This window comes from Pseudomonas sp. GW821-FHT04C07 (assembly GCF_059420325.1).
The window spans coordinates 515,472-541,960 of the sequence record NZ_JBWKTM010000002.1 but is presented as its reverse complement, the minus strand read 5'-3'; the positions used below and the strand labels follow the sequence as shown (position 1 = coordinate 541,960).

26 protein-coding genes and 1 pseudogene are annotated in these 26,489 nt (G+C 57.7%); 4 read left to right on the top strand and 23 right to left on the bottom strand.

The genetic code is table 11. From position 1 onward, the window contains the following. The first annotated feature begins 32 nt into the window (after nt 1-32). Nucleotides 33-1,151: an FAD-dependent monooxygenase gene (locus AC07UI_RS06025; RefSeq protein ID WP_494991610.1), complete on the top strand. Its 1,119-nt coding sequence runs from the start codon at nt 33-35 to the stop codon at nt 1,149-1,151. A 62-nt stretch (nt 1,152-1,213) separates the two neighbouring features. On the opposite strand, the gene AC07UI_RS06020 is transcribed toward AC07UI_RS06025, so the two are convergent. The 6 genes from AC07UI_RS06020 to AC07UI_RS05995 form a co-directional block, all read right to left on the bottom strand. Further along, the gene (locus tag AC07UI_RS06020) at nt 1,214-1,819 is read right to left on the bottom strand and encodes an isochorismatase family protein (protein WP_007985637.1); all 606 of its coding nucleotides are present in this window, start codon (nt 1,817-1,819) and stop codon (nt 1,214-1,216) included. Nucleotides 1,820-1,844: 25 nt separating this feature from the next. Next, on the bottom strand, nt 1,845-2,579 hold the full coding sequence (locus AC07UI_RS06015; protein ID WP_007985638.1) for a pirin family protein: 735 nt from the start codon (nt 2,577-2,579) through the stop codon (nt 1,845-1,847). An 81-nt stretch (nt 2,580-2,660) separates the two neighbouring features. Continuing rightward, on the bottom strand, nt 2,661-3,605 hold the full coding sequence (locus AC07UI_RS06010) for an alpha/beta fold hydrolase (RefSeq protein ID WP_007985640.1): 945 nt from the start codon (nt 3,603-3,605) through the stop codon (nt 2,661-2,663). A gap of 168 nt (nt 3,606-3,773) precedes the next feature. Next, nucleotides 3,774-4,721, bottom strand: a complete 948-nt coding sequence (locus AC07UI_RS06005) for a SphA family protein (protein ID WP_494991734.1) — start codon at nt 4,719-4,721, stop codon at nt 3,774-3,776. A 186-nt stretch (nt 4,722-4,907) separates the two neighbouring features. Beyond that, nucleotides 4,908-5,678, bottom strand: a complete 771-nt coding sequence (locus tag AC07UI_RS06000) for an SDR family NAD(P)-dependent oxidoreductase (RefSeq protein ID WP_008018079.1) — start codon at nt 5,676-5,678, stop codon at nt 4,908-4,910. Nucleotides 5,679-5,922: 244 nt separating this feature from the next. Beyond that, entirely contained in the window at nt 5,923-6,819 is an 897-nt protein-coding gene (locus tag AC07UI_RS05995) for a LysR family transcriptional regulator (RefSeq protein ID WP_494991609.1), read from the bottom strand. A gap of 103 nt (nt 6,820-6,922) precedes the next feature. Here AC07UI_RS05995 and AC07UI_RS05990 point away from each other — a divergent pair, with 103 nt between their 5' ends. Then, entirely contained in the window at nt 6,923-8,284 is a 1,362-nt protein-coding gene (locus AC07UI_RS05990; protein ID WP_494991608.1) for an MFS transporter, read from the top strand. Here the strand turns inward: AC07UI_RS05990 and AC07UI_RS05985 are convergent. After that, nucleotides 8,247-9,122: a LysR family transcriptional regulator gene (locus AC07UI_RS05985; protein ID WP_494991607.1), complete on the bottom strand. Its 876-nt coding sequence runs from the start codon at nt 9,120-9,122 to the stop codon at nt 8,247-8,249. The two genes, AC07UI_RS05990 and AC07UI_RS05985, sit on opposite strands and share 38 nt — an antisense overlap. Nucleotides 9,123-9,304: 182 nt before the next feature. Between AC07UI_RS05985 and AC07UI_RS05980 the strand changes: the two genes are divergently transcribed. Further along, complete coding sequence (locus tag AC07UI_RS05980; protein ID WP_494991606.1) at nt 9,305-10,243, top strand: LysR family transcriptional regulator; 939 nt, start codon at nt 9,305-9,307, stop codon at nt 10,241-10,243. Between the two features lie 12 nt (nt 10,244-10,255). On the opposite strand, the gene AC07UI_RS05975 is transcribed toward AC07UI_RS05980, so the two are convergent. The 3 genes from AC07UI_RS05975 to AC07UI_RS05965 are packed head-to-tail and all read right to left on the bottom strand — an operon-like array spanning nt 10,256 to nt 13,355. Then, nucleotides 10,256-11,698 (bottom strand): MFS transporter, encoded by a 1,443-nt coding sequence (locus AC07UI_RS05975; RefSeq protein WP_494991605.1) that lies wholly within the window; start codon nt 11,696-11,698, stop codon nt 10,256-10,258. Between the two features lie 56 nt (nt 11,699-11,754). Further along, nucleotides 11,755-12,570 (bottom strand): shikimate dehydrogenase, encoded by an 816-nt coding sequence (aroE, locus tag AC07UI_RS05970; RefSeq protein ID WP_494991604.1) that lies wholly within the window; start codon nt 12,568-12,570, stop codon nt 11,755-11,757. A gap of 20 nt (nt 12,571-12,590) precedes the next feature. Beyond that, nucleotides 12,591-13,355: an SDR family oxidoreductase gene (locus AC07UI_RS05965; RefSeq protein WP_494991603.1), complete on the bottom strand. Its 765-nt coding sequence runs from the start codon at nt 13,353-13,355 to the stop codon at nt 12,591-12,593. Nucleotides 13,356-13,497: 142 nt separating this feature from the next. On the opposite strand from AC07UI_RS05965, the gene AC07UI_RS05960 reads away from it, so the two are divergent. Next, nucleotides 13,498-14,406: a LysR family transcriptional regulator gene (locus AC07UI_RS05960; protein ID WP_494991602.1), complete on the top strand. Its 909-nt coding sequence runs from the start codon at nt 13,498-13,500 to the stop codon at nt 14,404-14,406. A gap of 31 nt (nt 14,407-14,437) precedes the next feature. Here the strand turns inward: AC07UI_RS05960 and AC07UI_RS05955 are convergent, their stop codons facing one another. From AC07UI_RS05955 to AC07UI_RS05895, 13 genes and pseudogenes are all read right to left on the bottom strand, one after another. Further along, entirely contained in the window at nt 14,438-15,346 is a 909-nt protein-coding gene (locus tag AC07UI_RS05955) for a LysR family transcriptional regulator (protein ID WP_494991733.1), read from the bottom strand. 103 nt (nt 15,347-15,449) lie between these two features. Continuing rightward, a complete protein-coding gene (locus tag AC07UI_RS05950; RefSeq protein WP_494991732.1) occupies nt 15,450-15,842 on the bottom strand; it encodes a nuclear transport factor 2 family protein in 393 nt (130 codons plus the stop codon). A 54-nt stretch (nt 15,843-15,896) separates the two neighbouring features. Continuing rightward, entirely contained in the window at nt 15,897-16,361 is a 465-nt protein-coding gene (locus AC07UI_RS05945) for an SRPBCC family protein (RefSeq protein ID WP_310058270.1), read from the bottom strand. A gap of 74 nt (nt 16,362-16,435) precedes the next feature. Beyond that, on the bottom strand, nt 16,436-17,200 hold the full coding sequence (locus AC07UI_RS05940; RefSeq protein ID WP_216743076.1) for an SDR family NAD(P)-dependent oxidoreductase: 765 nt from the start codon (nt 17,198-17,200) through the stop codon (nt 16,436-16,438). Nucleotides 17,201-17,298: 98 nt separating this feature from the next. After that, nucleotides 17,299-17,740: pseudogene (locus AC07UI_RS05935) on the bottom strand (hydroxymethylglutaryl-CoA lyase-like TIM-barrel protein); the annotation flags it as partial. A 159-nt stretch (nt 17,741-17,899) separates the two neighbouring features. Next, the gene (gene gabD, locus AC07UI_RS05930) at nt 17,900-19,342 is read right to left on the bottom strand and encodes an NADP-dependent succinate-semialdehyde dehydrogenase (protein ID WP_494991601.1); all 1,443 of its coding nucleotides are present in this window, start codon (nt 19,340-19,342) and stop codon (nt 17,900-17,902) included. A gap of 40 nt (nt 19,343-19,382) precedes the next feature. Further along, nucleotides 19,383-21,026, bottom strand: coding sequence for an acetolactate synthase large subunit (locus AC07UI_RS05925; RefSeq protein WP_007938271.1), 1,644 nt, complete (start codon nt 21,024-21,026; stop codon nt 19,383-19,385). A 173-nt stretch (nt 21,027-21,199) separates the two neighbouring features. Then, nucleotides 21,200-22,219 carry a 4-hydroxy-2-oxovalerate aldolase gene (gene dmpG / locus AC07UI_RS05920; protein WP_008018097.1) on the bottom strand — a complete coding sequence of 340 codons (1,020 nt, stop codon included), beginning with the start codon at nt 22,217-22,219 and terminating at the stop codon, nt 21,200-21,202. A gap of 10 nt (nt 22,220-22,229) precedes the next feature. After that, a complete protein-coding gene (locus tag AC07UI_RS05915; protein ID WP_494991600.1) occupies nt 22,230-23,168 on the bottom strand; it encodes an acetaldehyde dehydrogenase (acetylating) in 939 nt (312 codons plus the stop codon). A gap of 35 nt (nt 23,169-23,203) precedes the next feature. Continuing rightward, nucleotides 23,204-23,404, bottom strand: a complete 201-nt coding sequence (locus AC07UI_RS05910) for a 2-hydroxymuconate tautomerase family protein (protein WP_008055305.1) — start codon at nt 23,402-23,404, stop codon at nt 23,204-23,206. A 16-nt stretch (nt 23,405-23,420) separates the two neighbouring features. Next, nucleotides 23,421-24,224: a 2-oxo-3-hexenedioate decarboxylase gene (gene dmpH, locus AC07UI_RS05905; protein WP_007987885.1), complete on the bottom strand. Its 804-nt coding sequence runs from the start codon at nt 24,222-24,224 to the stop codon at nt 23,421-23,423. An 11-nt stretch (nt 24,225-24,235) separates the two neighbouring features. Then, a complete protein-coding gene (dmpE, locus tag AC07UI_RS05900; RefSeq protein ID WP_494991599.1) occupies nt 24,236-25,018 on the bottom strand; it encodes a 2-oxopent-4-enoate hydratase in 783 nt (260 codons plus the stop codon). Nucleotides 25,019-25,028: 10 nt separating this feature from the next. Further along, a complete protein-coding gene (locus tag AC07UI_RS05895; protein WP_494991598.1) occupies nt 25,029-26,489 on the bottom strand; it encodes a 2-hydroxymuconic semialdehyde dehydrogenase in 1,461 nt (486 codons plus the stop codon).

Sequence of the window (26,489 nt, the reverse complement as noted above, 5' to 3'; positions counted from 1 at the left end):
AATACCTTCACGAATGCGGGTGCATACACGCGATGAACACTACACCCCCGGAAATCATTATTGTCGGCGGATCCCTTGCCGGCCTCACGCTGGCGCTTGCTTGTGCGACCAGGGGCGTGCCCGTTCGTGTCGTTGAGCGTTCTGTGGGGCGCGTGCACGGTGGAGACAGCCTGAGTATTGATCTGGAACTGCTCGCGACGACGGCTGGTCATGATCCGCGGGCTGCGCCCATTTTGCCCGTGGTCCCCGCCTATCGCGAATTGACGACCTGGCCCGCGCTTTACAGCTGGCTACGGGACCGGGCTGTCGCAACGCCAGGCATCGTCCTCGAAGAAGGCAACGCCGTCACCTTGGTCACAGACCTTGGCGATCGGGCACAACTCTCCTTAGCCGACGGAACCCGGAGGGTTGCCGCCGCGGTGATCGGTGCGGACGGATATCGCAGCATCGTTCGCCAGGCGGTCACGCCCGACGCACCGCTTGCCTGCTACGCCGGTTATCTCGTGTGGCGTGGACTGGTCGAGGAGCGAACGCTGACGCGTCCCGTCCCCTGGCCATCGGATGGCGGCCTATGGATTGAGTTTGTGGGTGGATACCGTCTGGTTGCTGCAGTCCTTCCTGGTCGCGACGGCTCGATGGAGCCAGGTCAGCGTCAAGTCACATTCGCATGGTTCGATGTGCATCAGGAAGCATTGCTCCGTCGCACCGGCTGCCTGACTGCCAATGGCCATATCATGGGCACACTTGGGCGCGGCACGATCGGCGAAGACGTGAGGTCTGAACTAGTCGCCCTGATCCCACAGGTCTGGCCTGAGATGTGGGCGGAGGCAGTGACTGTCGGTGTGCGCTCAGCGAATGTATTGAGCGGCGCTCCGATTGCGGAATACAAGCCGCAGCGGTTGGCTCGTGGCGCACTGGCAATCATCGGGGATGCTGCTCACGTCGTTTCTCCGATGACCGGGCGCGGCTTTTTGACCGGAGTGGAAGATGCGGCGTTGCTGGCCCGAATGCTCGCAGACCGAGGCGCAGACGAACCCTTTGCCGCGGTGTTGGCCCGCTATGAGCAAGCACGATTACCCTTCGTCCGCGGGCTGGTTACTCATTCAAACCGGATCAGCGCCGAATATGTTCGTTATGCGGCAGCCAACTGATCGGTGAACTCTCGCATTGCCCGAAGCGTCACGCGCTTCGGGCAATGCGACGGGCTCGTGCTTTATTGGATGCCAGCCCCCAAAGCCGGGAATACATCAGTGAACAACAAGCCAATCAGTTGCTGTCCGTTAGGTGTGGACCAATCCTGTCCGATCTCCGCCATGAGTGTATTGGTGGCGGTGAGCACGACGCCAGCATCGTGCATTCGTTGACGGGCGAACTCTTCGGAAAGATCGCTGGGCGAGCCCGAAGCATCCAGCACGGCCTGCACGGCGAAGCCTTCGAGCGCAGCATCGATTGCCGGAAAGATAAGACAAACGTCGGTGGTCACACCGGCCATGATCAGATGCTTGCGCCCAGTGGCAAGCACCGCATCGCGGAAGTCGGCGTATTCCCAGGCGTTGACCACACCTGGGCGCTTGATCCGTGCCGCGTGCGCTTCTGGAAGCACCTTGGCGATTTCCGGGAGAATCGGGCCCTGGGCATGATCTTCCTGGCTGGACGTAATCACGACCGGCATGTTGAGTATCTTCGCCATCTTGGCCAGCGCAATCGACTGTTTCGCGGCAAACTCACGGTCTATGTTTTTGATCAGTTGCATCGTGCCGACCTGATGGTCGATCAGCAACAACGCGGCGTTCTCTGCAGTGAATCGTACGTCGGCCATAGTACAAATCCTCGTTTCGTTGGGTTCAAACAAAGGGTAGCGGAGGTCCGCTGAACAGAACTACGTTGGCACTTCCCTGCGGGGCTCTTAACTTGACCTCGCGTGGAACATCTTGCGCCGGGAACACCGGAAGTTTCAGATCCTCACGATCGAAGCGCTGGGCCGCCACCTCCACCGTGCCCTCAATTGGCATGATGAACATGCTGTGGCCTGCGGCAATCGGCACACTCAGTTCAGCCCCCGCCTCCAGCGTGATGTCGAGCATCGTAACTTCGGTCGGTGGACTCAGCGGGGAGCTCATTTCACGATAGCTCCCCAACGGTACCCGCACCTTGGCACCTGGTACGTGCATGACCGGCACATCCTGCGCTTCGAGTATCAGCGGGAACGGCGCGATGTCCCTGCGTGAGGGGGCAAGAGCGACGAAGATCTGCAGTCCGTGCACCGTTTTTCCGGTTTCAGCCGGGACCTCCTCATGCGCCACGCCACGACCGGCGGTCGTCCAGTGCAAACCGCCTGGTTGAATCACATTCTGGGTTCCGATCGAGTCACGATTGGCCATCCCGGTCTCGGAATCGAGAAGCAGATAGGACAGCGCCGAAATTCCGGCGTGCCGGTGTGGCGCAAAGGTCGGTGCATTCATCCAGTAGTGGTCGACCCCGATGAAGGGGGAGATCAACTCTGGTTCGGTACGCAGACCGTAACCGTGGAAATGGCTGCCTAGATTGGCGCGATTAAGCTGGGCGATAACGACAGACATGACGGCAGTCTCTGGTACGAATGGTATCGTTCAGCGAGCCAATGAGTATGGACTCACCATTTCTCACCAAACGGCAGTGGATCATTGTGCATAGGGCGCGAAAAACGCCTCAAACGCGGCCAGCAATGCCTCCGGGTGCTCTTCCGCCGGATAGTGACCGCAATTTGCAATGACCACGGATTCGACATTTGAAGCGACTGTGCGCAACTCGGCTTCGACGCTGTCACCACAGGCCAGCGCCCCCGAAAACGCCAAAACCGGTAACGTCAAACGCGTGGCTTTACGCTGTTGATTCTGTGGAATCGACTGATCTATTGCACGGTAGTAGTCGAAGCTGGCCCGCAGCGCTTGTGGATCGCGCTTGAGTTGTTCGATGTAGAAATCAACCGCGTAACGAGGCACTGCCTCTGGCGAACCTGCTTTGGTTGCGAACTGGTGACCGAAGTAAAGTTCTTCGCGGCCACTGACCAGTTGTTCGTTGATGCCCAGCGCCCGATTGAAGTTGAAATGCCAGAGAAAATCACTGAGCCAGCGGTGCTCGGGCAGCAATGGCGGAGAGTCCGACACACCAGGAATAAGCGCTTCGCCCAGCGCAATGCGTTCGATTCGGGCGGGTTGATCGTGCGCCATGGCGTAACCGGTCCACATGCCGATGTCATGGCCGGCCATGGCGAATGACTCATGCCCCAAGGCGTCCATCAGCGCAAACATGTCCTGGGCCAGGGTCCGTGAGTCATAACCCTCCTGGGCTTTTTCCGAGAGCCCGACGCCCCTCGGATCGACGGCGATCACGGTGAACGTGCGAGCGAGCGGTAGCATCAGGTAGCGCCACGCAAACCAGTTTTGTGGCCATCCCCCAAGCAGTAACAATGGCTTGCCCTGCCCGCCAATGACAGCGTGCAGTTTCACACCGTTGGCAGCGATCTCGTAGCTATCAAAGACGTCAGCAAAACCCGTTGGCAGCTTTGGTACGCCATGCACGGAGCCAAAGCCGCTCAGAGTTTTGAAGTGTTCCTTTTGCAGCATCCCAAAGCCCACCTGATTGATCAATTAACCAGACCATAAATGAGGTGTCAGGTACTGACTAGGCAAGTAATCACCAAGGACTGTTGCGCTTGCGCACCAATTTCGACGCAGGTATGTAAGGGCCATGACTGGCGCCTCTGCTCAGCGGATGACGCCAGTGTGCCAGGCCTAAAATCGCATGACCGCCTGGAGCCAGAGACGTTCGCCGCGAGCCCTGTTTTCGACAAGCGTTTCATGTTGCCATTTTATCAGTACGCCAAACTCGGGGGTTTGATATTTCACAACAGGGCCATAAGCAACGATTTGACCTCGGTTCCCGTCCTCCCCCACCGACTCTCCGTGACTTTCATCATCGCTCACCTGCTTGTACAAATACCCACTGACTCCAACCTGCCAATTCTTGTTCAAGCTGTAACCAAGATGGTAGTCAGCATTCAGTTCGCGCCCAGACCGGTAATCAGTCGCACGATTATTGTCGTTTATCATGTAGAGAATCTTGGCGCTTATCTCCACCTCCTCTATCGGGTTCGCCGTGAAGGAGTACCACGGGGAATAGGACCACACATTGGTTCCCACGTTGAAGAGGCGATCCTTGTCATACGATGCCGTGGGCGCGTAAAAATCCACGCCCAACATCTGATGAAAACGTGGAGAGCTCCAACCGAGAAACAGTGGTGTAAACGCCAAATCGGCGAAACCTTCATCCTTACCACTGTTTCGGACACGTCCTTGGGGCGTTTCTGTATAAAAACTCACCTGCCCTTTGATATAGGGCAACGCTGCACGACTGGCCAATGTTGCGCCCAGTAAGGTGTAGTCGGAATAGACGTAGTCCAGGCATACTGCGAGCGATTGGTAACTGAGTTTGAAGTCTTCAATCCCGGCCATGCTGTGTCCATCCGCCCCCTTTAGTTCATTCGAGTCGTAAGCGGAGCTGTAAAAAAAAGTAGTCAGTCCTGGTGGTGGCATTCGCCCAGCCAATACGGTATCAAGACCGAGTGGGTAAGCGGTTCCGTTATTTTCGGTAGCGTGAGTTTGGGCACAGGTCAGCAGTATGGCTACCGTGCAAAGCAAGGGAGAACTTTTGCTGAGCAGCAAGGTTTTTACGCGCAACATAAGGATGATCTCGTATGGATTATTATTTTGATTACGAAGATTCATGCGGGCAAACAGAACAACATGTAACGCTTTACAAAAACAATAAGGCCGGCCTGTTAGAGGTGTTTATTATTTGTGAGGCAATAGAGCCCACCTTGTTTTAGGCAGGCCCAATTGAATAGTTAGGTTTCGTGTCAGGTAGAGTTACCAGGCAGTGGTACCACCATCGACCCGAATATCAGTACCCGTGATAAAAGAGCTTTCATCAGAAGCCAGGAACAAAGCGGTGGCTGCGACTTCTTCGGGCTTACCCAAACGCCCCAGCATCACCTTGCCCACCATCGTTTCAGCCCACTCGGGATCCTTCAGCAACGGGATTGTTTGCTTGGACTCAATCAATCCCGGGGAAATGCTATTGGCGCGCAAGCCATGGAGCCGGCCCTCCAGCGCCAGTTGGCGGGTCATGGAAAGCACTGCCCCTTTGGCCGCGCTATGCGCGATTCCGGGGAGCATGCGGTAGGTCGACCATGCGGAAACTGACGCGGTGTTAATAATTGAGGCGCCCGGGGACTTGATTAGCTCCGGCCAAGCGGCACGTACAAGATGGAACACCAGATTCAGTTCCTGATTGATTGTTCGATGCCAGTCATCGTCTGATATCTGATCGATCCAACCAAAGTAAGCCATCGCCGCATTATTGAATAACACGTCGACGCGTCCGAATTCCGAAACAGCCAATTCGACTAGGCGTGCGCAGTTGGCAGGGTCAGTCAAGTCGCAATTGCTCAGGGAAACCATATCCCCACCCATGGACTTCACTGCATCAACTGTCTCTTGAGCCGCCTCATGAGAGATATCACACCCCACTACTTTGGCGCCTTGTTGTGCGAACATTAACGCCGAAGCTCGCCCCATCGATCCGCCTGTGCCTGTAATAATGCAAACTTTACCCTGCAGACGATTACTTTTAAGCATCCCATTTCTCCTGCTTGTTTTTATAAGAACAGCTTGCAGTAACACACCCGATCAATCGTGGCGGTTAATGAGTTGGGCGAACTGTAGGTAGACCACTACTTATTGACTAGGCACGGAAATCACCAAGGACTGTTGCTCTCAAGCAACAATCACGGTGCAGGGGCTGTAAGGGCGATGACAGGCAAGGGTAAAAATTCAAGAGGCGGTTTATTCCGAATCTAACCACATCGGATATCCAGGTATGTCACCCATTGAAAACTGACATGATCAGACGCCGCAACCAAACACTTCTGGGGGCCTCGTGAAAACGAGCATGCCAGTACTGCTTGAGGTCGTAGCGTGGAATGTCCAAGGGAGGCTCAACCATTCGCACATTCAGATTATGCGTGCACATGTTCGCGACGGTACGTGGCAACACCACGATCAGATCAGAGCGTTCGATGATCGATGGCACACTCATGTAGTGAGACGTCTGCAGCACGATGTTCCGGTGGATACCTGCTTTGGTCAGGTGGGCTTCGAACATTTCCTGGCGACGACTGCCATCACGTACCTGCAGATGTTCCAGTGTGGTGAAATCCTCCAGGGACAGTTGTTCCCCTGCCAGCGGATGATCGAGGCGGATCAGGCAGACCAGGTCATGAGAGAACAATCGTTGCTGATATATGTTGGGGGTAGTGAGGTCGGGAAAATAGCCAAGCACCGCATCGACCCGGCCTTCATGCAGGTTCTCCACAAGCTCATCCGGTGCCAGGCTGACGGTTCGTATGCGCGTATTCGGTGCCGCGCTGCGCAGGCTTTGGAATAGCGCAGGTAGAAAGACCACTTCACCCACTTCGCTCAGACAAAAGACGAACTCCTGCTCGCTGGTGGCAGGGTCGAAAGTCGGGCCGCTGAGGATATCCCGGTCAATGATTTCGATCACCTCGCGGGTGCGTTCAATGATGCCTTGCGCACGTGGCGTCGCCTCCATCAGGTTGCCCGAGCGAATGAACAGCGGGTCGCCCAGTGAGTGACGCAGGCGGGCCAGTGCAGCACTGGTTGCGGGTTGGCTCATGCCTAGCCGCTTCGCCGCCGTGGTGACATTGCCGGTTTCATAAACGGCCAGCAGGACACGGAGCAAGTTGAGGTCGGTGCGCATAGATATAACAAAACCAGATAGTTTGAATAATTAGAATTGGCTTCCTTTATTTAATGCGCTTGGCGACGATCCCGTCCAGATAAAAAAAATAAAAGGTAGCCGCATGAATCCTGACAACGCCCGAATTGGCGAGATCATCGATAACGCGAAGATCTCGCCGTACCAGATCGTCATCCTTGCCTTGTGCTTCCTCATCGTCCTGGTGGATGGTTTCGATACCGCAGCCATTGGCTATATCGCTCCGTCACTGCGCGAAGAATGGGGTCTGTTGCCTGCCCAGTTGTCACCTGTTTTCGGGACTGGATTGTTCGGCCTGATGGTCGGCAGCCTGATACTGGGACCGGTTGCCGATGCCTTCGGGCGTAAACGCGTTTTACTGATTTCAGTGCTGGTGTTTGGTCTCGCCACCCTGGCCAGCGCCTTTACCCATTCGATCGAGTCACTTACGGTTTTGCGTTTCATCACTGGCATCGGCCTGGGTGGAGCGATGCCGGCGTGCATTGCCTTGAGCGCCGAATATTCACCTGCACGCCGACGCATGATCATGGTGACCTTGAGCTGGAGTGGCTTCACGGCTGGCCTTGCCTTGGGCGGCATGCTCGCCGCACAGATGATTCCGGCATTCGGCTGGCGTTCCGTTCTGGTGCTGGGTGGCGTCATGCCGCTAGCGTTACTGCCAGTGTTGGCCTGGCTAATGCCCGAGTCGGTTCGGTTCATGGCGTCCTCGACCAGGCACGCCGACGCCTTGCGGCGTGTGGTCGAACGCATCACCAGAAGGAACTGGTGCGGCGTAACTATCCTCGATGACGAGCGCCCGGCCCAGGTCAGGTCGCCGATCTCGCACCTGTTCATCGACGGTCGGTTGGTTCGAACACTGCTGCTGTGGATGACCTTCTTCTGCTCGCTCTTTGTGTTTTATCTGCTGACCAGTTGGCTGCCTACCCTGCTCAAAGAGGCCGGCTACGATATCGCTTACGCTTCGCGTATTGGCGCCATGGTGCCGCTGGGCGGTACCGTCGGCGCCATTCTCATGGCCCTGCTGATGGATCGCGTCGGTCCCTACCCTGTGCTGACGCTATCGTACTCGGTGACGGCTGTGGTAATTGCCGTCACGGGCTATCTGATGGGTGACCCCTATCAGTTGGCGGCAATTGTATTTCTCGTTGGTTTCGGTGTAGCCGGTGCTCAAAACGGACTCAACCTGGTCTCCGCCACCCTGTACCCCACGGCCGCTCGTGTGACCGGGGTGAGTTGGTCAATGGCCGTGGGCCGTTGCGGTTCGATAGTCGGCTCGACGCTAGGCGCCTGGTTTATTTCCGCCGCGGGCACATCACAGGTCTTCTTCCATTGGCTGGCACTCCCCGTACTGGTCGGCGCGACAGCCGTAGGTGGTCTTTATTGGCTCAGCCCCCATCGGAATCAGACAGTCAAGCCTGCACAAGATGCTCACGCAGAAACTCAATGAAACGTTGAGTTTTTGCGGGCAAAAGACGGGTTTCCGTGAGGGCATACACCTGGATCGAATTGGCGTGCCATTGGGGCAGTACCGGTTGCAGCAAGCCGTTGCGCAGATCCTCCGCTGCAATGCCTTCCGGCAGCACGGCGATCCCCAGATCCAGCGTTGCCAATCGACGAAGCATCCCGACGCTATTGAGTTGAAACCTTCCCCCCACTTCGATCTCCATCACTTCACCTGAATGAGAGAGCTGCCATTTACCGGCCTTTCGCAGTCGCAGGCATTCGTGATTTACCAGCTCAGACGGATCGCTGGGTGCTCCATTGAGTTCCAGATAACGAGGCGATGCGTACAAACGACGAGAGAGGCTAGCCAGCTTGCGTGCGATCAGATTCGAATCTGCCGGTTCGCCCATGCGGATGACCACATCGACGGGTTCGCTTACCAGATCGACCTGGCGTGGCGTGAGGTCGAATTCAAAGCTGATGCCGGGGTACCGTCGGGCGAACTCGGCGATGAGGGGGGCCAGGTAAATGTTGGCGAAATCCACAGGCAGTGACGCGCGCAAAAGGCCGCTTGGATGCGCGAGCATTTCACCCAACTGCTCGTGCGCCAGCCGCGCCTCGTCAACGATTCGCTTGCATCGGTCGAAGTACAACTGCCCTGCTTCGGTCAATTCGATCTTGCGCGTAGTGCGATTTAACAACCTCAAGCCAATGGCCTTTTCAAGCCCGCTGATGCGTCGCGACAAGGTTGAGTTCGGCATCGCCATCGCTTCTGCGGCCTTGCGAAAACTGTGGGCTTTGACGACCTCAACGAACAACGCCATGTCGTTCAGCAGTTCCATGTTGATTGCTCCAATGGTGGATCAGTCATTTCAATTATAGCTAGTTTATCCCGAATCAAGTTTGATCAATGATTGCTACATCAGCCTTCGAAGCCATTCCACACGCCTCGAACTCAATCAGTACAGCGCCAGGTTTCGTTGACGATTGCTCAACGGAGCACCCGTAGGAGAGCCTCAACTTCATGAAAGACCTTAATGACCTTTATTACTTCGTGCTGGTGGTCAAACATGGAGGGTTCTCGGCGGCGGCACGGGCAACGGGCATTGAAAAAACGTTGCTCAGTCGTCATGTCGCGGATCTGGAATTGCGAATGGGGGCCAGACTGTTACATCGCACAACGCGCCAGGTTTCACTGACCGAAGCCGGCCATCATTTCTTCACGCTCAGCCAACCCGTTGTAGAGGGGGCGCATACCGCCTATGAAAGTGTGGAGCATCTGCGACGAGAACCCGTCGGTTTGGTACGGTTGAGCTGCCCTCAGGTAATGGCGCAAAGTTATTTGGCCCCCCTGCTGCCTGGGTATATGGAAAAATATCCGAAGGTACGGCTCGAATTGAATGCGGTAGATCGAGAGGTCGACCTTTTTGAAGAGCGCTTCGATGTGGCCTTGCGATCGCGCGCCCGGATAGAAGAAACGGCCGGGTTGGTCGCAAAGGAATTAGGGGCAGCCAAACAGATTCTGGTAGCAAGCCCCCGCTTTCTCGATCGCGTCGGGCGGCCCGCCACCATCAAAGCCATTTCAGAAATCGAAACGCTTTCTCGTCCCGGTGACATCCATGATGGCGTCGGTCGCTGGTTCCTGCGCAATTCATCAGGTGAAGAGCTGCTGGTCAGCCATCAACCACGTCTCATCTGCGATGACTTGCGTATGCAGTTGGAGGCCGCTGTCAATGGTTTGGGTGTAGCTCTATTGCCGGAACCCATAGCCGCAGCCTCCGTGCGCGCAAAGGCTCTGGAAGTCGTCATTCCTTCCTGGACCGGTGCAACGCACATTATCCATCTGCTCTACCCCAAACCGAAAGGAATGTTGCCTTCCGTTCGCAGCCTGATCGACTATCTGAGCCTCCATTTACCCCAAAGCATCCAGCAACGAAGTATCACTGTTGAGCGGGTCGCTTGATGAGGGCAAAGGTCACGCTGGACGTGTGAGTGTGTTGGTTCTGGACTGGATAGGTATCGCCGTTCCGGCTCTGGCTAATTCCCAGGCATCACGAGGTTCGTCCAGGTCGCGGTTGAGGGTTTCCGGGGTCTTGAACGTGGTGTACAGGGTGATCAATGTGAGCAGGGTCAGGTAGCAGGCAATCGGCAGCCAGGATTTCACACCGGCGCTGGCGTCGCCATTGTGGCTCGCCACGACCAGGGCGATGATGCCGGCACCGATCATCGGCGCAATGCCACCCGCGATCACTGCCGACGCTTCCCGGGCGATCGACACACCCATGTAACGGTGACGCGAGCCGAACAGCTCAGGCATTAGCGCTGCCTGGGTGCCGAACATGCCCCAGGTACCGATGCCCAGCGCGATGGAAATGGCAATGATGCTCGCCACCACATTACCCTGACTCAGTATCCACCACACCGGGAAGGCCAGTGCCAGTTGCAACAGCGCGAAGGCGCGATAGACCACCACGCGACCAAAGCGATCACTGAGTTTGCCAGCCATCGGCACGGTCATCGCTCCAAGGCTGGCTGCACAGATCAGTGTCAGCACGCCCACTGGCCCCTTCAGACCTACCACGCCTACGATGTAGCTCACAGCCAGGGCCTGGTAAATCGATGAACCTCCGTTTTCCGCCAGGCGCAGTCCGATGCCGATCAGCAAGGTGGGTTTGGAGTGTTCCATGGCACTTTTCAGCGGGTTAACGCATACGCGTTTGAGCGCCTTGAGGCGGATAAAGGTCGGCGATTCCTTGAGTGACAGACGCATGTACAAGCCCAGTGCAACGATCACCACGCTGCTGAAAAACGGCATACGCCACAGCCCGCTGTCGATAACGTTGTCATTGCCGCTGACCACCAGGAAATACACCAGCGCCGCGAGGATGGTGCCCAATTGGATGCCGAGGAACGGCAAGGCGGCATAGAAGCCGCGCCGCCCCTCAGGGGCGTACTCGGTCATCATCACTGCAGCTCCAGCCTGCTCTGCACCAGCGCCCAGTCCCTGCAAAAGACGCAGGATCACCAGCAGTACCGGTGCCAGATAGCCGACCTGATGGAAGGTGGGCAGTGCACCAATCAAGGTGCTGGAAATGCCCATCAGTAACACCGTCGACGCCAGCACGAACTTACGTCCTACACGGTCACCGACCATGCCGAACAGTACCCCGCCCAACGGCCGTATCGCAAAGCCCAGGAAGTAGGTGCCGAAACTGGCGATCAGGCTCATGGCGCGGGTCTGTTCCGGAAAGAACAGCGGTCCGAAGATCAGCGCCGAGGCCAAGGTGTAAAGCGCGAAGTCGTAGTATTCCAGGGCACTGCCCAGAGAGCAGGACCAGGCTGCACGGTGCAAGTCTTTCTTGCGCTCGCACGCGTCGGGGATCAAAGCGATGTCGGATGGAGAATGATCGTGAGTCATCGTCGTGCCTCCAGGTGCCTTTATGGCATCTTGTTATTGACAGGTAGTTGGGATGCTTACAATTTCAACCGCTGTATTTCCTGGAGCATGGCCTGCTCCATGATGTCAATAGGCGCATCTTTCCCGGTGTACAACTCGATTTGCCGACAAGCCTGGTGCACCAACATGCGGGTGCCGGCCACGGTGCTGCAACCCAGCGCTTTGGCTTGCAGCAGCAGAGCGGTCTGCACCGGCATGAACGCCACATCCATGACAATCAGGTGGCTGGACAGGCGGCCGTCCAATGGGTTGCTGTCCGGCTGTTTGAAGCCCACCGAGGTAGCGTTGATGACGATATCGAAGGTCTTGGCCGTGAACGTCTCGACGCTGCCGCCCCACCGGGCACCCAGATCCTCCGCCAGGGCGGCACCGCGCTCGAGACTGCGGTTGAACACCGTGACCTCGGCCGCCTCTTGCAGGCAACCGTAGACAACCGCACGAGCAGCACCGCCAGCACCGATCACGGCGATACGCTTGTCGCTCAGCTCGGTGACTTCCTGCAGGGCGCGGACAGCGCCTAGGTAGTCGGTGTTGTAGCCGGTCAGTACACCGTCGACGTTGTTGATGGTGTTGACCGCGCCAATCACATGGGCCGATTCGTCGATCCTGTCCAGATGAGGCATCACTACAGTTTTGTAAGGCATGGAAACGTTCATGCCGCGCACGCCGAGCGCGCGAATCGCCGCCACGGCGGCAACCGGATCTTCGACGCCAAAACAGACAAAGGTGTAGTCCAGGCCCAGGGCCGCGTAGGCGGCGTTATGGATCTTTGCCGAGAGTGAAAAAGGCGAACCCATGATTGAGCCGCAGAGGATGGGCAGGGATTGAGGCATGTGGGTGTCCTTCACGAGAGTTAGACGACGCTGGTCAAGCCACCATCGACGAAAAGTGTCTGGCCATTAACGAAGTCGGAGGCTGACGACGCGAGGAAAACTGCCGCGCCGCACAGCTCCTCTGCCCTGCCCCAGCGCCCGGCGGGAGTACGCTGCACCAGCCAGTCGGAGAAAGCCGGGTCGTCGACCAGCGCCTGGTTAAGCTCAGTCCGAAAATATCCGGGGGCCAGGGCGTTGATATGCAGGCCATGACCGGCCCAGTCGGCACACATGCCACGGGTTAGCATGCGCACGGCGCCCTTGCTGGCGGCATAGGGGGCGATGGAGCGGCGGGCCAGTTCGCTTTGCACCGAGCCGATATTGATAATCTTGCCGCGCCGGCGAGCGATCATGTGGCGAGCCACCGCCTTGGACACATTAAATACGCCATCGAGGTTGGTGCTCATCAGTCGATGCCAGTCTTTCGCACTGACATCTTCAAGTGCCTGGCGATGCTGCAACCCGGCGTTGTTGATCAGAATGTCTATCGGACCCAGGCGGTTTTCCAGCACATCGATGGCGGTTGCGACGGCCTGGTGGTCGGTCACGTCGAACACCGAGTATTGGGCGTCCAGGCCTTCATCGCGTAACAGCGCGCAGGCGCTTTGCGCGCGTTCGGCATCGCGGCCATTGAGCACCACCTGAGCGCCCGCCTGTGCCAGTCCACGGGCCAAGGCCAAGCCGATGCCGCGCACTGAGCCGGTGATCAGCGCCCGACGCCGGTTCAGGCGAAAGTTATCGATCATGTGTGTCTCCCTGTCCTGGATTTACGAATGGGCCATAACGCCACTTTCAACCGCTACCGCTGCGGCATGCCAATCGTTTATGGTGATGCCGTGATCACGGTATGTGATCACCAAACAGGCTGTAGCGAATCGGGAGCGTCAAGTGGAACTCAAACATCTGCGCGCTTTTGCGGTCTTGGCCGAAGAGCTGCACTTTGGCCGCGCGGCGGCGCGCCTGCATATTGTCCAGCCGGCCTTGAGTGCGCAAATACGTGCTCTGGAAGAAGATGTCGGGGCGCAGTTGTTCGAGCGTGACCGGCACCGGGTCGAATTGACCGAAGAGGGGGCGCTGTTTCTGCCCGAGGCCCTGGCGACCCTACGCCAGGTCGGACGCGCGCGTGAGGTGTTGCAGCAGGCCGCGGCCGGAGAAGTCGGGGTGTTGCGTCTGGCATTTGTGTCTTCAACGTTATCGCACTTGTTGCCGGTGCTCGTGCGTACATTGGAGGAGCGCTACCCGCGTATCGAACTGGACCTCAAGGACATGCCTTCACTGCCGCAGGCCCGGGCCTTGCTGGACAATGCCCTGGATTTTGGCTTGGTACGCCTGCCCTTGAGTCTGCCTGGTGTGCACACGCGCCTGCTTTTCGAGGAATCGCTGGTGGTGGCGCTGCCGCAAGATCATCCGCTGTGCACCCTACGTCGTATCAAGCCTCAGGATCTGGTCGGATGTCCGACGCTGGTGCTGGCGCGCAAGTTCGCTCCCGGTTTGTATGACCAGATGCTGACGGGTTTCCACCGACGCAAGATCACCCTAACGATTGCCCGGGAGATGGGCGAGTTCACCACCCAGTTGGCCTTGGTGGCCGCCGGCTTGGGCGTCGGCATCCTGCCAAGCGGTGCCGCATCGGCACTACCAATCGGCGTCGTGACCCGGCCACTGACACTGGCTATGAGCGGTGCGGGCATCGGCGTGGCCTGGACCGGCCTGGAAAATCCACGCAAGCGCGCGCTGATGCAGGTGCTCGACGAACTCTATCCCGCGCCGAGCCCTGAACTTACTCAGGGGTTGTAGGGAAGATGGCCGAGGTTTCCTCTGAAAGCGACTATCGCCAGGCTGATTGTTGACTGCGCAGGACCTGGCCGACCATTTCCCTCAACCACTTGTTCTGAGGGTCTCGGTGAAATCGGTCATGCCAATACAGATCAATCTCGAACGAGGGTATTTGCAGTGGCAGAGGGTGTATGACTAGAGGATAAAAGCGCGCCAGGGTTTTACCCAAGGCAATAGGCAGCGTCCATATCATGTCGGTATCGAGCAGCAAGTGCGGACCAGACAAGAACTGAGGGGTGCGCATTTTAATGCAGTCTCTGCCGCCCGCATCGATCAAGGCACGCTCCAGTGCCTGGTGGCCGCTACCCCCGGATTCCACCAACAAATGCTCACTGGTGACAAACGCTTCAAGGCTCAAACCGCGATGGGCCAAGGGGTGGTCTTTGCGCATGGCACAGACGTAATGCTGAGAAATAACCGGGGTTCGGTGAATGTCAGTCTGAAGGGTCGGCATAAAGCCGAGCGCCAGGTCTATCCTGCCAGTGGACAGGCCATTAAGCGTCTCATCCATCCCACCCACAACGGTGTGTATCCGCGCTTTAGGTGCAACCCTGGACAATTCGCTCAAGATGGGTGGCAAACAAACGACCTCGCCAATGTCGCGCATTCTAAAAATGAATGATTTTTCACAAACTTTCGGATCAAACACCGGCATTTGGCATCCAGCCTCCCTGACCATCGCAAGGGATGCCAACAGTCGCGGCGCGATATGGACACAAAACGGTGTGGGCTCCATTCGGCGACCGACCAGCGTAAACAACCTGTCTCCATAGTCGTTTCGCAACCGTTTTAGCGAACCGCTGACGGCTGCCTGCGTAACCCCCAGATTCTGCGCCGCAATGGAAGCTGAGTGGTCTCGCCACAATGCCTCAAAGGTATAGAGCAGATTCAAATCCTTCATCGAAATGCCTTGACTGAAATTCGCAAACCAAAACACTGCACTCGCCAGCAAAGCGGCGTGGGCTTCGACTGGCAAGTGCAGCTCAACTGGCACTCATAAGTGGTTATGCAGAAGCTTGGATAACATTACCCGCAGATGCGCCGCTGTACAGGGGCGAAATATCAATGTGTATTCGATAATCATTGATCAATCGGGAAGCATTGAAGTGAACAACGACACAACAAGGAACATTGATAATCGTGCCGTCATGCTGGGTGTAATAGGTATCAAAACGCATGATTGTCGTGTTGGCTTCGCTCCACACGCCTTGAAGAATGTGTTCCAGCGAGGCTATTTGGGTAAAAAATGACTCAATCGCCGCCCTGACACCCTCTTTCCCCACTACTTCCGGGGAATTGCCAAACCGAAACACGACGTCATCGGTCAGATAACTCAAAAAGCCTTCGACCGACATCCGATCGACACTTTCAAACATACCTGTCAATTCATGGTTCATTGCACGCCTCATTTCTTGTTTTTGTTTTTTCATTTCTGGTCGCTGCGGTGAATCTTATGCCGCTTTGCTGACCTTGTTACGGATGGCTTGCAGGGTGGATCGCACGGCGCTCAGGTAGGACGTCTGCATACCGGTTGAGAACTCGACTTCTTTCTCGCTGCCTGCCGATACGCCCGGCAGGGAGAAATCGAAGGAGAAGCGCAGGTACAGTTCGCCATCCTCTTCCTCGATGACGTTCTTGATCACACCACGGGCATTACCGGAGAGGCGCACGAACTCGACTTGCTGCTCTTCAGTAAGAAGGACCATTTCCTGAAGGCGCTCACCGTAAAGCACCACTTCGCGGATAAAGGTATTGCCCTGGTCCTCAACGACATTACATTCGGTAATGGCATCAACGAACGGCACCGCATTGCGAGCCTTGCTCACCAACCCTTCCCATACCTGGCTGCGGTTCAGGTTCACACCGTCCGACTCCTCAGGGGCATTAACTTTCAAGCGACGACTTACATTGATCATGGGGTACTCCGGGGTTTCAGGTTCAAAAGTGACCGACTCCCTGTCGAGTGTCAGGGACAGTCTGTCAGGGGGTCTCAAACGGTGAGATAACCACCGTCTACGGCCATTGCCGTTCCGGTCACAAAACTGGCGTCATCGGACAGCAGCCATAGCGCAGCCTTGGCGATTTCTTCCGGTTTTCCGAAACGACCGATAGGGTGTCGTTCGCGCAATGCAGCGAACTGTTTGGCAAAATTCGGCTCTTCACTCGCACGCACGATCATCGGCGTTTCGATGATGCCTGGCATGATTGCGTTGACCCGGATATTGAGGGTGCCGTAGTCGACGGCGGCGGCCTTGGTCAAACCGACCACCCCATGCTTGGCAGCGATATAGTCCGACGCAGCGGCAATCGCTACCGAGCCCAGAGACGAAGCGGTATTCACGATGGCGCCACCGCCACTGTTCAACATGGCGCGGATCTGGTGCTTCATGCAGTAGAAAACACCGGTCAGGTCGATGCGGATAATGCGATCCCACGCCGCAGACGAGATTTCATGCAGAGGCAAATTGCTTTGCTCGACCCCTGCATTGTTGAACGCGCCATGCAGACGGCCAAATCGAGTGACGACATCATCGACTGCTGCGGCCACAGCATCTTCGTCGGTAACGTCGCAGGGGATTGAATAAACCTTGCCGCCGGCAGCCGTGACAGCACTGGCGGTTTCTTCGATGCCTGCGGTATCGCGATCAAGCAGCACAACCCTCGCGCCCGCTTTGGCAAAAGCCAGTGCCGAAGCACGGCCAATTCCGCCCGAGGCGCCAGTGATAATGATGTTCCGGTCGTCAAGGTTGCTCATATCCACACTCTCGTTTTGTAATGCCACTTACTGTATTTACCGGGGCAACGATCGAGAATCCCGTAAAACCACCAAAGACTGTTGCGCTGTTGCACCAATCAGCGGCGGGTCAAATCCAGCGCCACATCGACGATCATGTCCTCTTGCCCACAGACCATTTTTCGCCGACTCAATTCGACCAGGATGTCGACGGTACGCAACCCGTAGCGCTGGGCAGCCGCTTCGGCATGGCGAAGGAAGCTTGAGTAAACGCCGGCACAACCCATTGCCAGCGTTTCGCGATCAACGCGCACTGGACGGTCCTGCAGGGACGGATGATGTCATCGGCGGCATCCATCAGGGTGTACAGACCGGTGCTATGGTTCCAGCCCAGGCGCTCGGCTGCGGCGATGAACACCTCCAATGGTGTGTTGCCTGCACCGGCCCCCATTCCAGCCAGACTGGCGTCAACGCGATCACAACCCTGACCACCGCGACGATGGAGTTGGCAACGGCCAAGCTCAGGTTGTGGTGGGCATGGATACCCGTCTTCGCATGGGGGGCGTGGTTCAAGGATTAAGCGGCGCGGAAGCAACTGCGGCAGCATGCGATGATCGACTGCTACAGCGTTCCCGGCCACAAAGGATAGGTCCGTTTGAAGCGGCGCAAAGGGACAGCGCTCTCGTGCCCTTTGCGCTTGAAGCAATGCCTTTACCGAGCTTAGATGCCCAGGCAGAGGTATTTGATTTCCAAATAATCTTCGATGCCGTACTTGGAGCCTTCACGGCCCAGACCCGAGGCCTTGATGCCACCGAACGGCGCGACCTCGTTGGAGATCAACCCGGTGTTGACGCCGACCATGCCGTATTCCAGGGCTTCAGCTACACGGAACACACGGCCCAGGTCACGAGCGTAGAAGTACGAGGCCAGACCGAACTCGGTGTCGTTGGACATCGCGATCACGTCGGCTTCATCTTTGAAGCGGAACAGTGGCGCCAATGGACCGAAGGTTTCTTCCTTGGCCACGGCCGCGTTATTCGGCACGTTGGTCAGAATGGTCGGCTCGAAGAAGTTGCCTTCGATGGTGTTGCCACCGGCCAGTACCTGGGCGCCTTTGCTCAAGGCGTCGGCGATGTGTTCTTTGACCTTGGCCACGGCTTTTTCGTCGATCAGCGGACCAGTGGTGGTACCGGCTTCCAGACCGTTGCCGATCTTCAGTTTGGCCACAGCCACTTTCAGCTTCTCGGCGAATGCGTCGTAGACGCCGTCCTGAATGTACAGACGGTTGGCGCAGACGCAAGTCTGGCCGTTGTTGCGGTACTTGGAAATGATCGCGCCTTCGACGGCCTTATCCAGGTCTGCGTCGTCGAACACGATGAACGGCGCGTTGCCGCCCAGTTCCAGGGAAACTTTCTTGATGTCCTTGGCGCATTCGGCCATCAGTTGACGACCGATTTCGGTCGAACCGGTGAAGGACAGCTTGCGTACGATCGGGTTGCTGGTCAGTTCGCTGCCGATGTCGCCGGCGCTGCCGGATACAACGCTGAACACGCCAGCCGGGATACCGGCACGCTGGGCCAGTTCAGCCAGGGCGAAAGCGGAGAACGGAGTTTGCGAAGCAGGCTTGAGCACCATGGTGCAACCGGCAGCCAGAGCCGGGCCGGCTTTACGGGTGATCATTGCAGCCGGGAAGTTCCACGGGGTGATGGCAGCGGTCACGCCGATTGGCTGCTTGATCACGATCAGGCGCTTGTCTGGCTGGTGGCCCGGAATCACGTCACCGTAGATGCGCTTGGCTTCTTCGGCGAACCATTCGATGAAGGAAGCGGCGTAAACGATTTCGCCCTTGGCTTCGGCCAATGGCTTGCCTTGTTCCAGGGTCATCAGACGAGCCAGGTCATCCTGGTTCTCGATTATCAGTTCGAACCAGCGACGCAGTTTGGTCGCACGTTCTTTGGCGGTCAGTGCACGCCAGGCCGGCAGCGCTTTGTCAGCGGCTTCGATGGCTCGGCGGGTTTCGGCAGCGCCCATTTTCGGCACGGTGCCCAGAATTTCGCCCGTTGCCGGGTTGTTGACCTTGATCGTCTGACCATTGTCCGCATCGACCCAAGCGCCATCGATGAAGGCTTGCTGGCGGAACAACTGAGTGTCTTTAAGCTGCATGACGTTTCCTTTTCTGAATGAGGGGTTGGCGAGCGTTGGCTTAAACCAAAGCGCTACGTCTTTTCAGCTCATGGTTCAGAATGAAATCGTTCTCGGAGTAATCCACCGGGCAATCGATAACGTGCACACCTGGCTCACTGATGCAGCGCTGCAGTAGCGGCAAAAAGCCTTCGGCGCTTTCTACCCGGTGGCCCTTGGCACCATAGCTTCGCGCATACATGACGAAATCCGGGTTGCCGTAGTCCAGCCCAAAATCAGTGAACCCCATGTTGGACTGCTTCCAACGGATCATGCCGTAGCCATCATCGCGTAGGATAATGACCGTCAGGTTCATCTTCAAACGTACGGCGGTTTCCAGCTCCTGGCTGTTCATCATGAAGCCGCCGTCACCGCACACAGCTACCACAGGACGATCCGGATAGACCAAATGTGAAGCCATCGCCGAAGGCAGGCCCGCACCCATCGTTGCCAAGGCATTGTCTAACAGTACGGTGTTGGGTTTATGTGCCTTGTAGTTGCGCGCGAACCAGATTTTGTAGATGCCGTTATCCAGAGCCACGATGCCTTCGGAGGGCATGGCACGACGCACGTCGGCGACAAAGCGCTGCGGGTAGATCGGGAAACGGTTGTCGTCCGCGCCTTCGATCACTTGGGCCTCGTTGGATTCACGGATCGTCATAAGGCGGGTGAAGTCCCAGTGTGAAGTGTCATTCAAGGACTCGCCGATCTGCCAAACAGCATTGGCGATATCGCCGATCACTTCGACCTGTGGGAAGTACACCGGATCGACCTCGGCGGAGCGGAAGTTGATGTGGATGACTTCGGTGCCGCCACGGACCATGAAAAATGGCGGTTTCTCAATCACGTCGTGGCCAATGTTTACGATCAGATCAGCCGCCTCGACGGCACGGTGCACGAAGTCGCCGGAAGACAGTGCGGCATTGCCAAGGAAGCGTGGATGACGCTCATCTACCACGCCTTTGCCCATCTGAGTGGTGACAAAAGGGATGCCGGTCTTGTCGATCAGTTGCTTGAGTACCTTGGCAGTCATCTTGCGATTGGCGCCGGCACCAATCACCAGGATCGGGCTACGGGCTGTCTGCAATTTCTCGACTGCGGCCTCGATGGCCTTGTGTTCGGCCAGTGGGCGACGATGCAGGCTCGGAGGAATTGGCCGGCTTTCGGTCTGCTCCGCGGCGATGTCCTCGGGAAGTTCAAGATGAACCGCTCCGGGCTTTTCTTCCTCAGCAAGGCGAAAGGCTTCACGCACACGCGAGGGAATGTTGTCAGCGGACGCCAACTGGTGGGTGTACTTGGTCAGCGGTTGCATCATCCCAACAACATCAAGAATCTGGAAACGGCCCTGCTTGGACTTTTTGATTGGCTTCTGCCCGGTAATCATGAGCATTGGCATTCCACCCAAGTAGGCATAGGCGCCAGCAGTGACCAGGTTCGTAGCGCCAGGGCCAAGGGTCGATAAGCTGACTCCCGTTTTGCCGGTTAACCGGCCATAGGTTGCCGCCATGAAACCAGCCGATTGCTCATGTCGAGTGAGAACGAGCCGGATGTTGGAGCGCCTGAGTGATTCAAGTAAATCCAGGTTCTCTTCACCAGGAATCCCGAACACGAACTCTACGCCCTCATTCTCGAGGCACTGCACTACGACGTCTGAAGCCTTGAGCATTTCACTCTCCTCTAAAATCATGTATCCGCGCTTGAGATGCAACCTTGGACAATTCGCTTACGATGGATATTCAGAAACCAAAACACTGCACTTGCCAGCAAAGCGACGTGGGCTTCGACCGGCAGGTGCAGTAAAACTGGAATTCTTTAGTGTTATGCGGACGCGTGGATAACTCAACGTCTTGTCAGGTCCAGTGCCACATCGACGATCATGTCCTCTTGCCCACCGACCATTTTTCGCCGTCCCAATTCGACCAGGATGTCGACGGTACGCAACCCGTAGCGCTGGGCCGCCGCTTCGGCATGACGCAGGAAGCTGGAGTAAACGCCTGCATAACCCAGCGCCAGCGTCTCGCGATCTACCCGCACCGGACGGTCCTGCAGCGGACGGATGATGTCATCGGCGGCATCCATCAAGGTGTAGAGGTCGGTGCCATGATTCCAGCCCAGTCGCTCGGCGGCAGCGATGAACACCTCCAATGGCGCGTTGCCCGCCCCCGCCCCCATGCCAGCCAGGCTGGCGTCAATGCGGTCACAGCCCTCTTCCACCGCGACGATGGAGTTGGCCACGCCCAGGCTTAAGTTGTGGTGGGCGTGCATGCCGGTTTCGGTTTCCGGCTTGAGCACCGCCTTGAACGCACGGAAACGCTCGCGGATGTCCTGCATGTTCATCGCCCCACCGGAGTCGGCCATGTACACGCAGGTCGCGCCGTAGCTCTCCATCAACTTGGCTTGGGCAGCCAACTGCTCGGCCGGAATCATGTGGCTCATCATCAGGAAACCGACGGTGTCCATGCCCAGCTCGCGGGCATATTCGATGTGCTGTTTCGACACATCGGCCTCGGTGCAATGAGTGGCGATGCGCACCACCCGGGCACCGGCGTTGTAGGCTGCTTTCAAGTCATGCACGGTGCCGATGCCAGGCAACAACAAGGTAGTGATCTTGGCGTGGCTGATCACATCGGCGGCGGCTTCGATCCATTCTAGGTCGGTGTGCGCCGCGAAGCCGTAGTTGAAGCTCGACCCTTGCAGGCCATCACCATGCGCCACTTCGATCGAATCGACCTTGGCTTTGTCCAAGGCGCGGGCAATGTCCTGCACGTTTTGCAGCGAATACTGGTGACGAATCGCGTGGCTGCCGTCGCGCAGGGTTACGTCGGAGATATAAATTTTTTTGCCGGGATTGAAAGTCATGACGGTCTCCTCAGGCGTTGAGCATCGACTGCGCCATGCGCTCGGCGGTGGCCAAGGCAGCGGAAGTCATGATGTCGAGGTTGCCGGCATAGGCTGGCAGGTAGTGGGCGGCGCCTTCGACTTCAAGGAACACTGAGGTCTTGAGGCCGGAGAACTTACCAAGACCCGGTATGTTCAGTGGTGCGTCTTCAGGGATGACGTCGAACTGGACTTTTTGCTTGAGGCGATAGCCCGGCACATAGGCCTGTACGGCGGCCGCCATCTCTTCGATGGAGGCCTCGACCAGTGTCTGATCAGCGGCTTCGGACAGCACAAACACCGTGTCACGCATCATCAGCGGCGGTTCGGCCGGGTTCATCACGATGATCGCCTTGCCCTTGGATGCGCCGCCGATCGCTTCGATAGCCTTGGAGGTGGTTTCGGTGAATTCGTCGATGTTGGCACGAGTGCCAGGACCCGCGGACTTGCTGGCGATCGAGGCGACAATTTCGGCATAGTGCACCTTGGCCACACGTGATACCGCTGCGACCATGGGGATGGTCGCCTGGCCACCGCAGGTAACCATGTTGACGTTGAGTTGGCCGAGATTCTGTTCCAGATTGACCACCGGCACGCAATACGGGCCGATGGCTGCAGGTGTCAGGTCGATCAGACGGATGCCGGGTTTGATCGAGCGCAGGAAGGCATCGTTTTTCACGTGGGCGCCGGCCGAGGTGGCATCGAAGACGAAATCGATGTCCTTGAATACGTCCATGCGGGTCAGGCCTTCAACCCCTTCATGGGTCACCGCCACACCCATGCGTTGAGCGCGGGCCAAACCATCAGAGGTCGGGTCGATGCCGACCATGGCGGCCATTTTCAGGTGCTTGCCGTGACGCAAAATCTTGATCATCAGGTCAGTGCCGATGTTGCCCGAGCCGATGATGGCGACGCTTATTGGATTGCTCATTGTTATTGTGTCCTGTCGTTGCACACAGCCTGGGATCAGGCGTTACCACGCCGGCGTTCGGCAAGGGTCTTGCCACCCGCAGCCCACTGGGTTTCGGGAATCTCTTGAAGCAGCACACGGACGCTATCTACGGGCACATCGAGGCTTTGCGCGATGGCCTGGGTGACATTGACCAACAGCGCATGCTTCTTCTCTTCACTGCGTCCTTCGGCGAGGTGGATCATTGCGATAGGCATGGTCGATAGCTCCGGATCAACGCTGGCTGGACGAAGTGAAGCGCATGGAGACGCTGCCCAAATGCTGGTAGCGGACGGTGATGTTGTCCCCGGCAGCAACGGCAATGGCCTCGGTGATGCCGCCGGTCATGATGAAGCAGCCCGCCGGTAGTTCACGCCCCTTGGCACCGAGCATGTTGGCCAGCATGGCGACGCTCTGCGCCGGGTGCCCGAGCACCGCGGCGCCGGCACCGGTGGCGACTACTTCGCCGTTCTTCTCCAGCACCACACCCAGGCATTTAAGGTCAATGCCCTGCACGCCGCTCATTTGTCCGCCGGTGACAAAACGTGCCGAAGACGTGTTGTCGGCAATGACGCTCTTGAGATCGAAGCGGAAGTTCTCGTAGCGCGAGTCGATCACTTCGACTGCCGGCAAAATAAAATCGGTGGCCGCCAATACATCGCCAACATGCACGCCCGGTCCCTTGAGCGGATGCTTGAGGACAAAGGCGATTTCTGCTTCGACCTTGGGATGGATCAACCCGTCAACATCGATAGCCGCGCCGTCCAGGCAAGAGCCGTAGTCCGTAAGGAAGCCGTGGATCGGGTCAGTGACCCCCATTTGCTTCATTTTTGCGAAAGACGTCAGGCCCATTTTCAGGCCGGCGATACGTACACCGCGTGACTCTTTGCGTTGGCGAATGGTGTCCTGAATGGCGTAGGCGTCTTCCCAGTCCATGTCCGGGTGGGCGTCGGTAATCTTGGCCACCGCCTCACGGTTGAGCTCGGCGTTTTCCAGGTGTTCGGCCAGTTGGGCGATAGTGCTTGCAGAGAGATTCATAAAGGTTTCCTTCAAACGAAACGAACAGAAGCCGAGCCGATGCCGCCCAGGCTGATGCGCAATTGATCACCGGCCTTGACCAGTACCATGGCTGCCAGTGAACCAGAGAGAATGACTTCGCCCTTATTCAGGCCAATGCCAAGTTCACCGAGCTTGTTAGCCAGCCAGGCCACGGCATTCGCCGGATGGCCGAGGGCCGCAGCACCGGCGCCGGTGGCAACCACTTCACCGTTCTTTTCCAGGGTCATGCCGACACAGGCCAGGTCAACGTCACGCGGGGACACGCCCTGCCCGCCCAGGACGAAAGCCCCGGCGGAGGCGTTGTCGGCGACGGTGTCCTGGATGCGGATCTTCCAGTCACGGATGCGCGAATCGACGATCTCGAAGCACGGCATCACATAGTCAGTGGCCCGTAAAACATCAGCCACGGTGATACCGGGGCCATGCAGGTCTTCCTTGAGCACGAACGCGATTTCGCCTTCGGCCTTGGGTGCGATCAAACCGTCGATGGCGATGGCGGCGCCGTCGGCATAGAGCATGTCCGAGAGCAGATGACCGAAGTCCGGCTGATCGACGCCGAGCATGTCCATCACTACTTTGCTCGTGACGCCGATCTTTTTTCCGATGACCCGCTGGCCGTCATCAAGGCGTCGCTGGACCATCGCCAGCTGTACCTCATAGGCCTGCTCCAGGGTCATGTCCGGGTAGGTGTCGGTCAGCGGCGCCAAAGCCTGGCCGTTGCTGAGGGCCTGGTGTAGTTGCTGGCCGAGTACGTGGATCTCTTGTTTATTCATGAATGGCTCCTTACAGCCGCACGCAGACGTTGCGCAGTTCGGTGTAGAATTCAAGCGAATGCACGCCCCCCTCACGGCCGATACCCGACTGCTTGGCACCGCCGAAAGCGGTACGCAGGTCGCGCAGAAACCACGAGTTAATCCAGCAAACACCCACGTCCAGTGCACTGCCCAGACGATGGGCGACCTGCAGGTTGCTAGTCCACACACTGGCAGCCAGGCCATAGGGTGTGTCGTTAGCCAGGCGGACGACTTCTTCTTCGGTATCAAAGGGGGCGATGTGGCAAACCGGACCGAAAATTTCCTCGCGCACCACGGCCGAAGTTTCCGAGAGGTCGGTCCAGATCGTCGGCTCGAACCAAGCCCCTTCGGCCAAGTGCTCCGGTACCTGGGCGATGCCACCGCCGTGGACCACCGTGGCACCGTCGGCGACTGCCTGACGGCAATAAGAGAGAATTTTTTCGCGGTGACCGAGTGAGATCACCGGTCCCATGGTGCTGTCGTGTTGGTTCGGGTCACCAACTTTGATGCCTTCGGCGTGGGCCTTGAACGCTGCGACAAAACGCTCGAACAGCGGACGTTGCACGTAGATGCGCTCGGTCCCCAGGCAAACCTGACCACTGTTCTCGAACACGGCGCGTCCCAATCCTTTGACGGCTTTTTCCAGGTCCGCATCGGCGAAAACGATGCCGGCGTTCTTACCGCCCAGTTCCAGCGATACCGGGCGGATACCCTTGGCTGCGGCCTTCATGATGATCTCGCCCGTGCCGGTTTCACCGGTGAAGGTGACACCATTGACCTCTGGGTGAGCGGTGAGGAAGGCACCGGCCGAGTCACCGCCAAAACCATGTACCACGTTGTACACACCCGGTGGCACGCCTGCTTCATTCATGACTTCGGCGAGCAGCGTGGCCGTGGCTGGGGTCTCTTCCGAAGGTTTGACCACCACAGTATTGCCACAGGCCAGGGCCGGCCCAACCTTCCAGGTCATCAGCAACAGCGGCAGATTCCAGGGACAAACAACAGCGATGACGCCACGTGGTGCTCGCACGCTGTAGTTCACCGCCTTGCCACCGTCAGGGGTGTCCATCACGAAGCTTTCAGTCGGCACATTCTTGATCAGGTCGGCGAACACCTTGAAGTTGGCCGCGCCACGGGGAATGTCCAAGTGCCCGGCGAGTGCGCGGGGTTTTCCGGTGTCGGCCACTTCCGCAGCCACAAACTCTTCATGGCGACGTTCGATGCCCTCCGCCACTTTGTGCAACAGGGCCGTTCGCTGGGCGACAGTCATGCTGCCCCAAGGGCCTTTCAATGCAGCTTGCGCAGCTCGCACGGCGGCGTCTACCTCAGCTTTGCCGGCCTCGTGCACCAAGCCGATCAGGCTGTTATCGGCCGGGTTGCGGTTTTCGAAGGTACGGGTGCTACTCACCCATTCACCATTGATGAAATGGCGGAATTCTTTAGCAGGCAT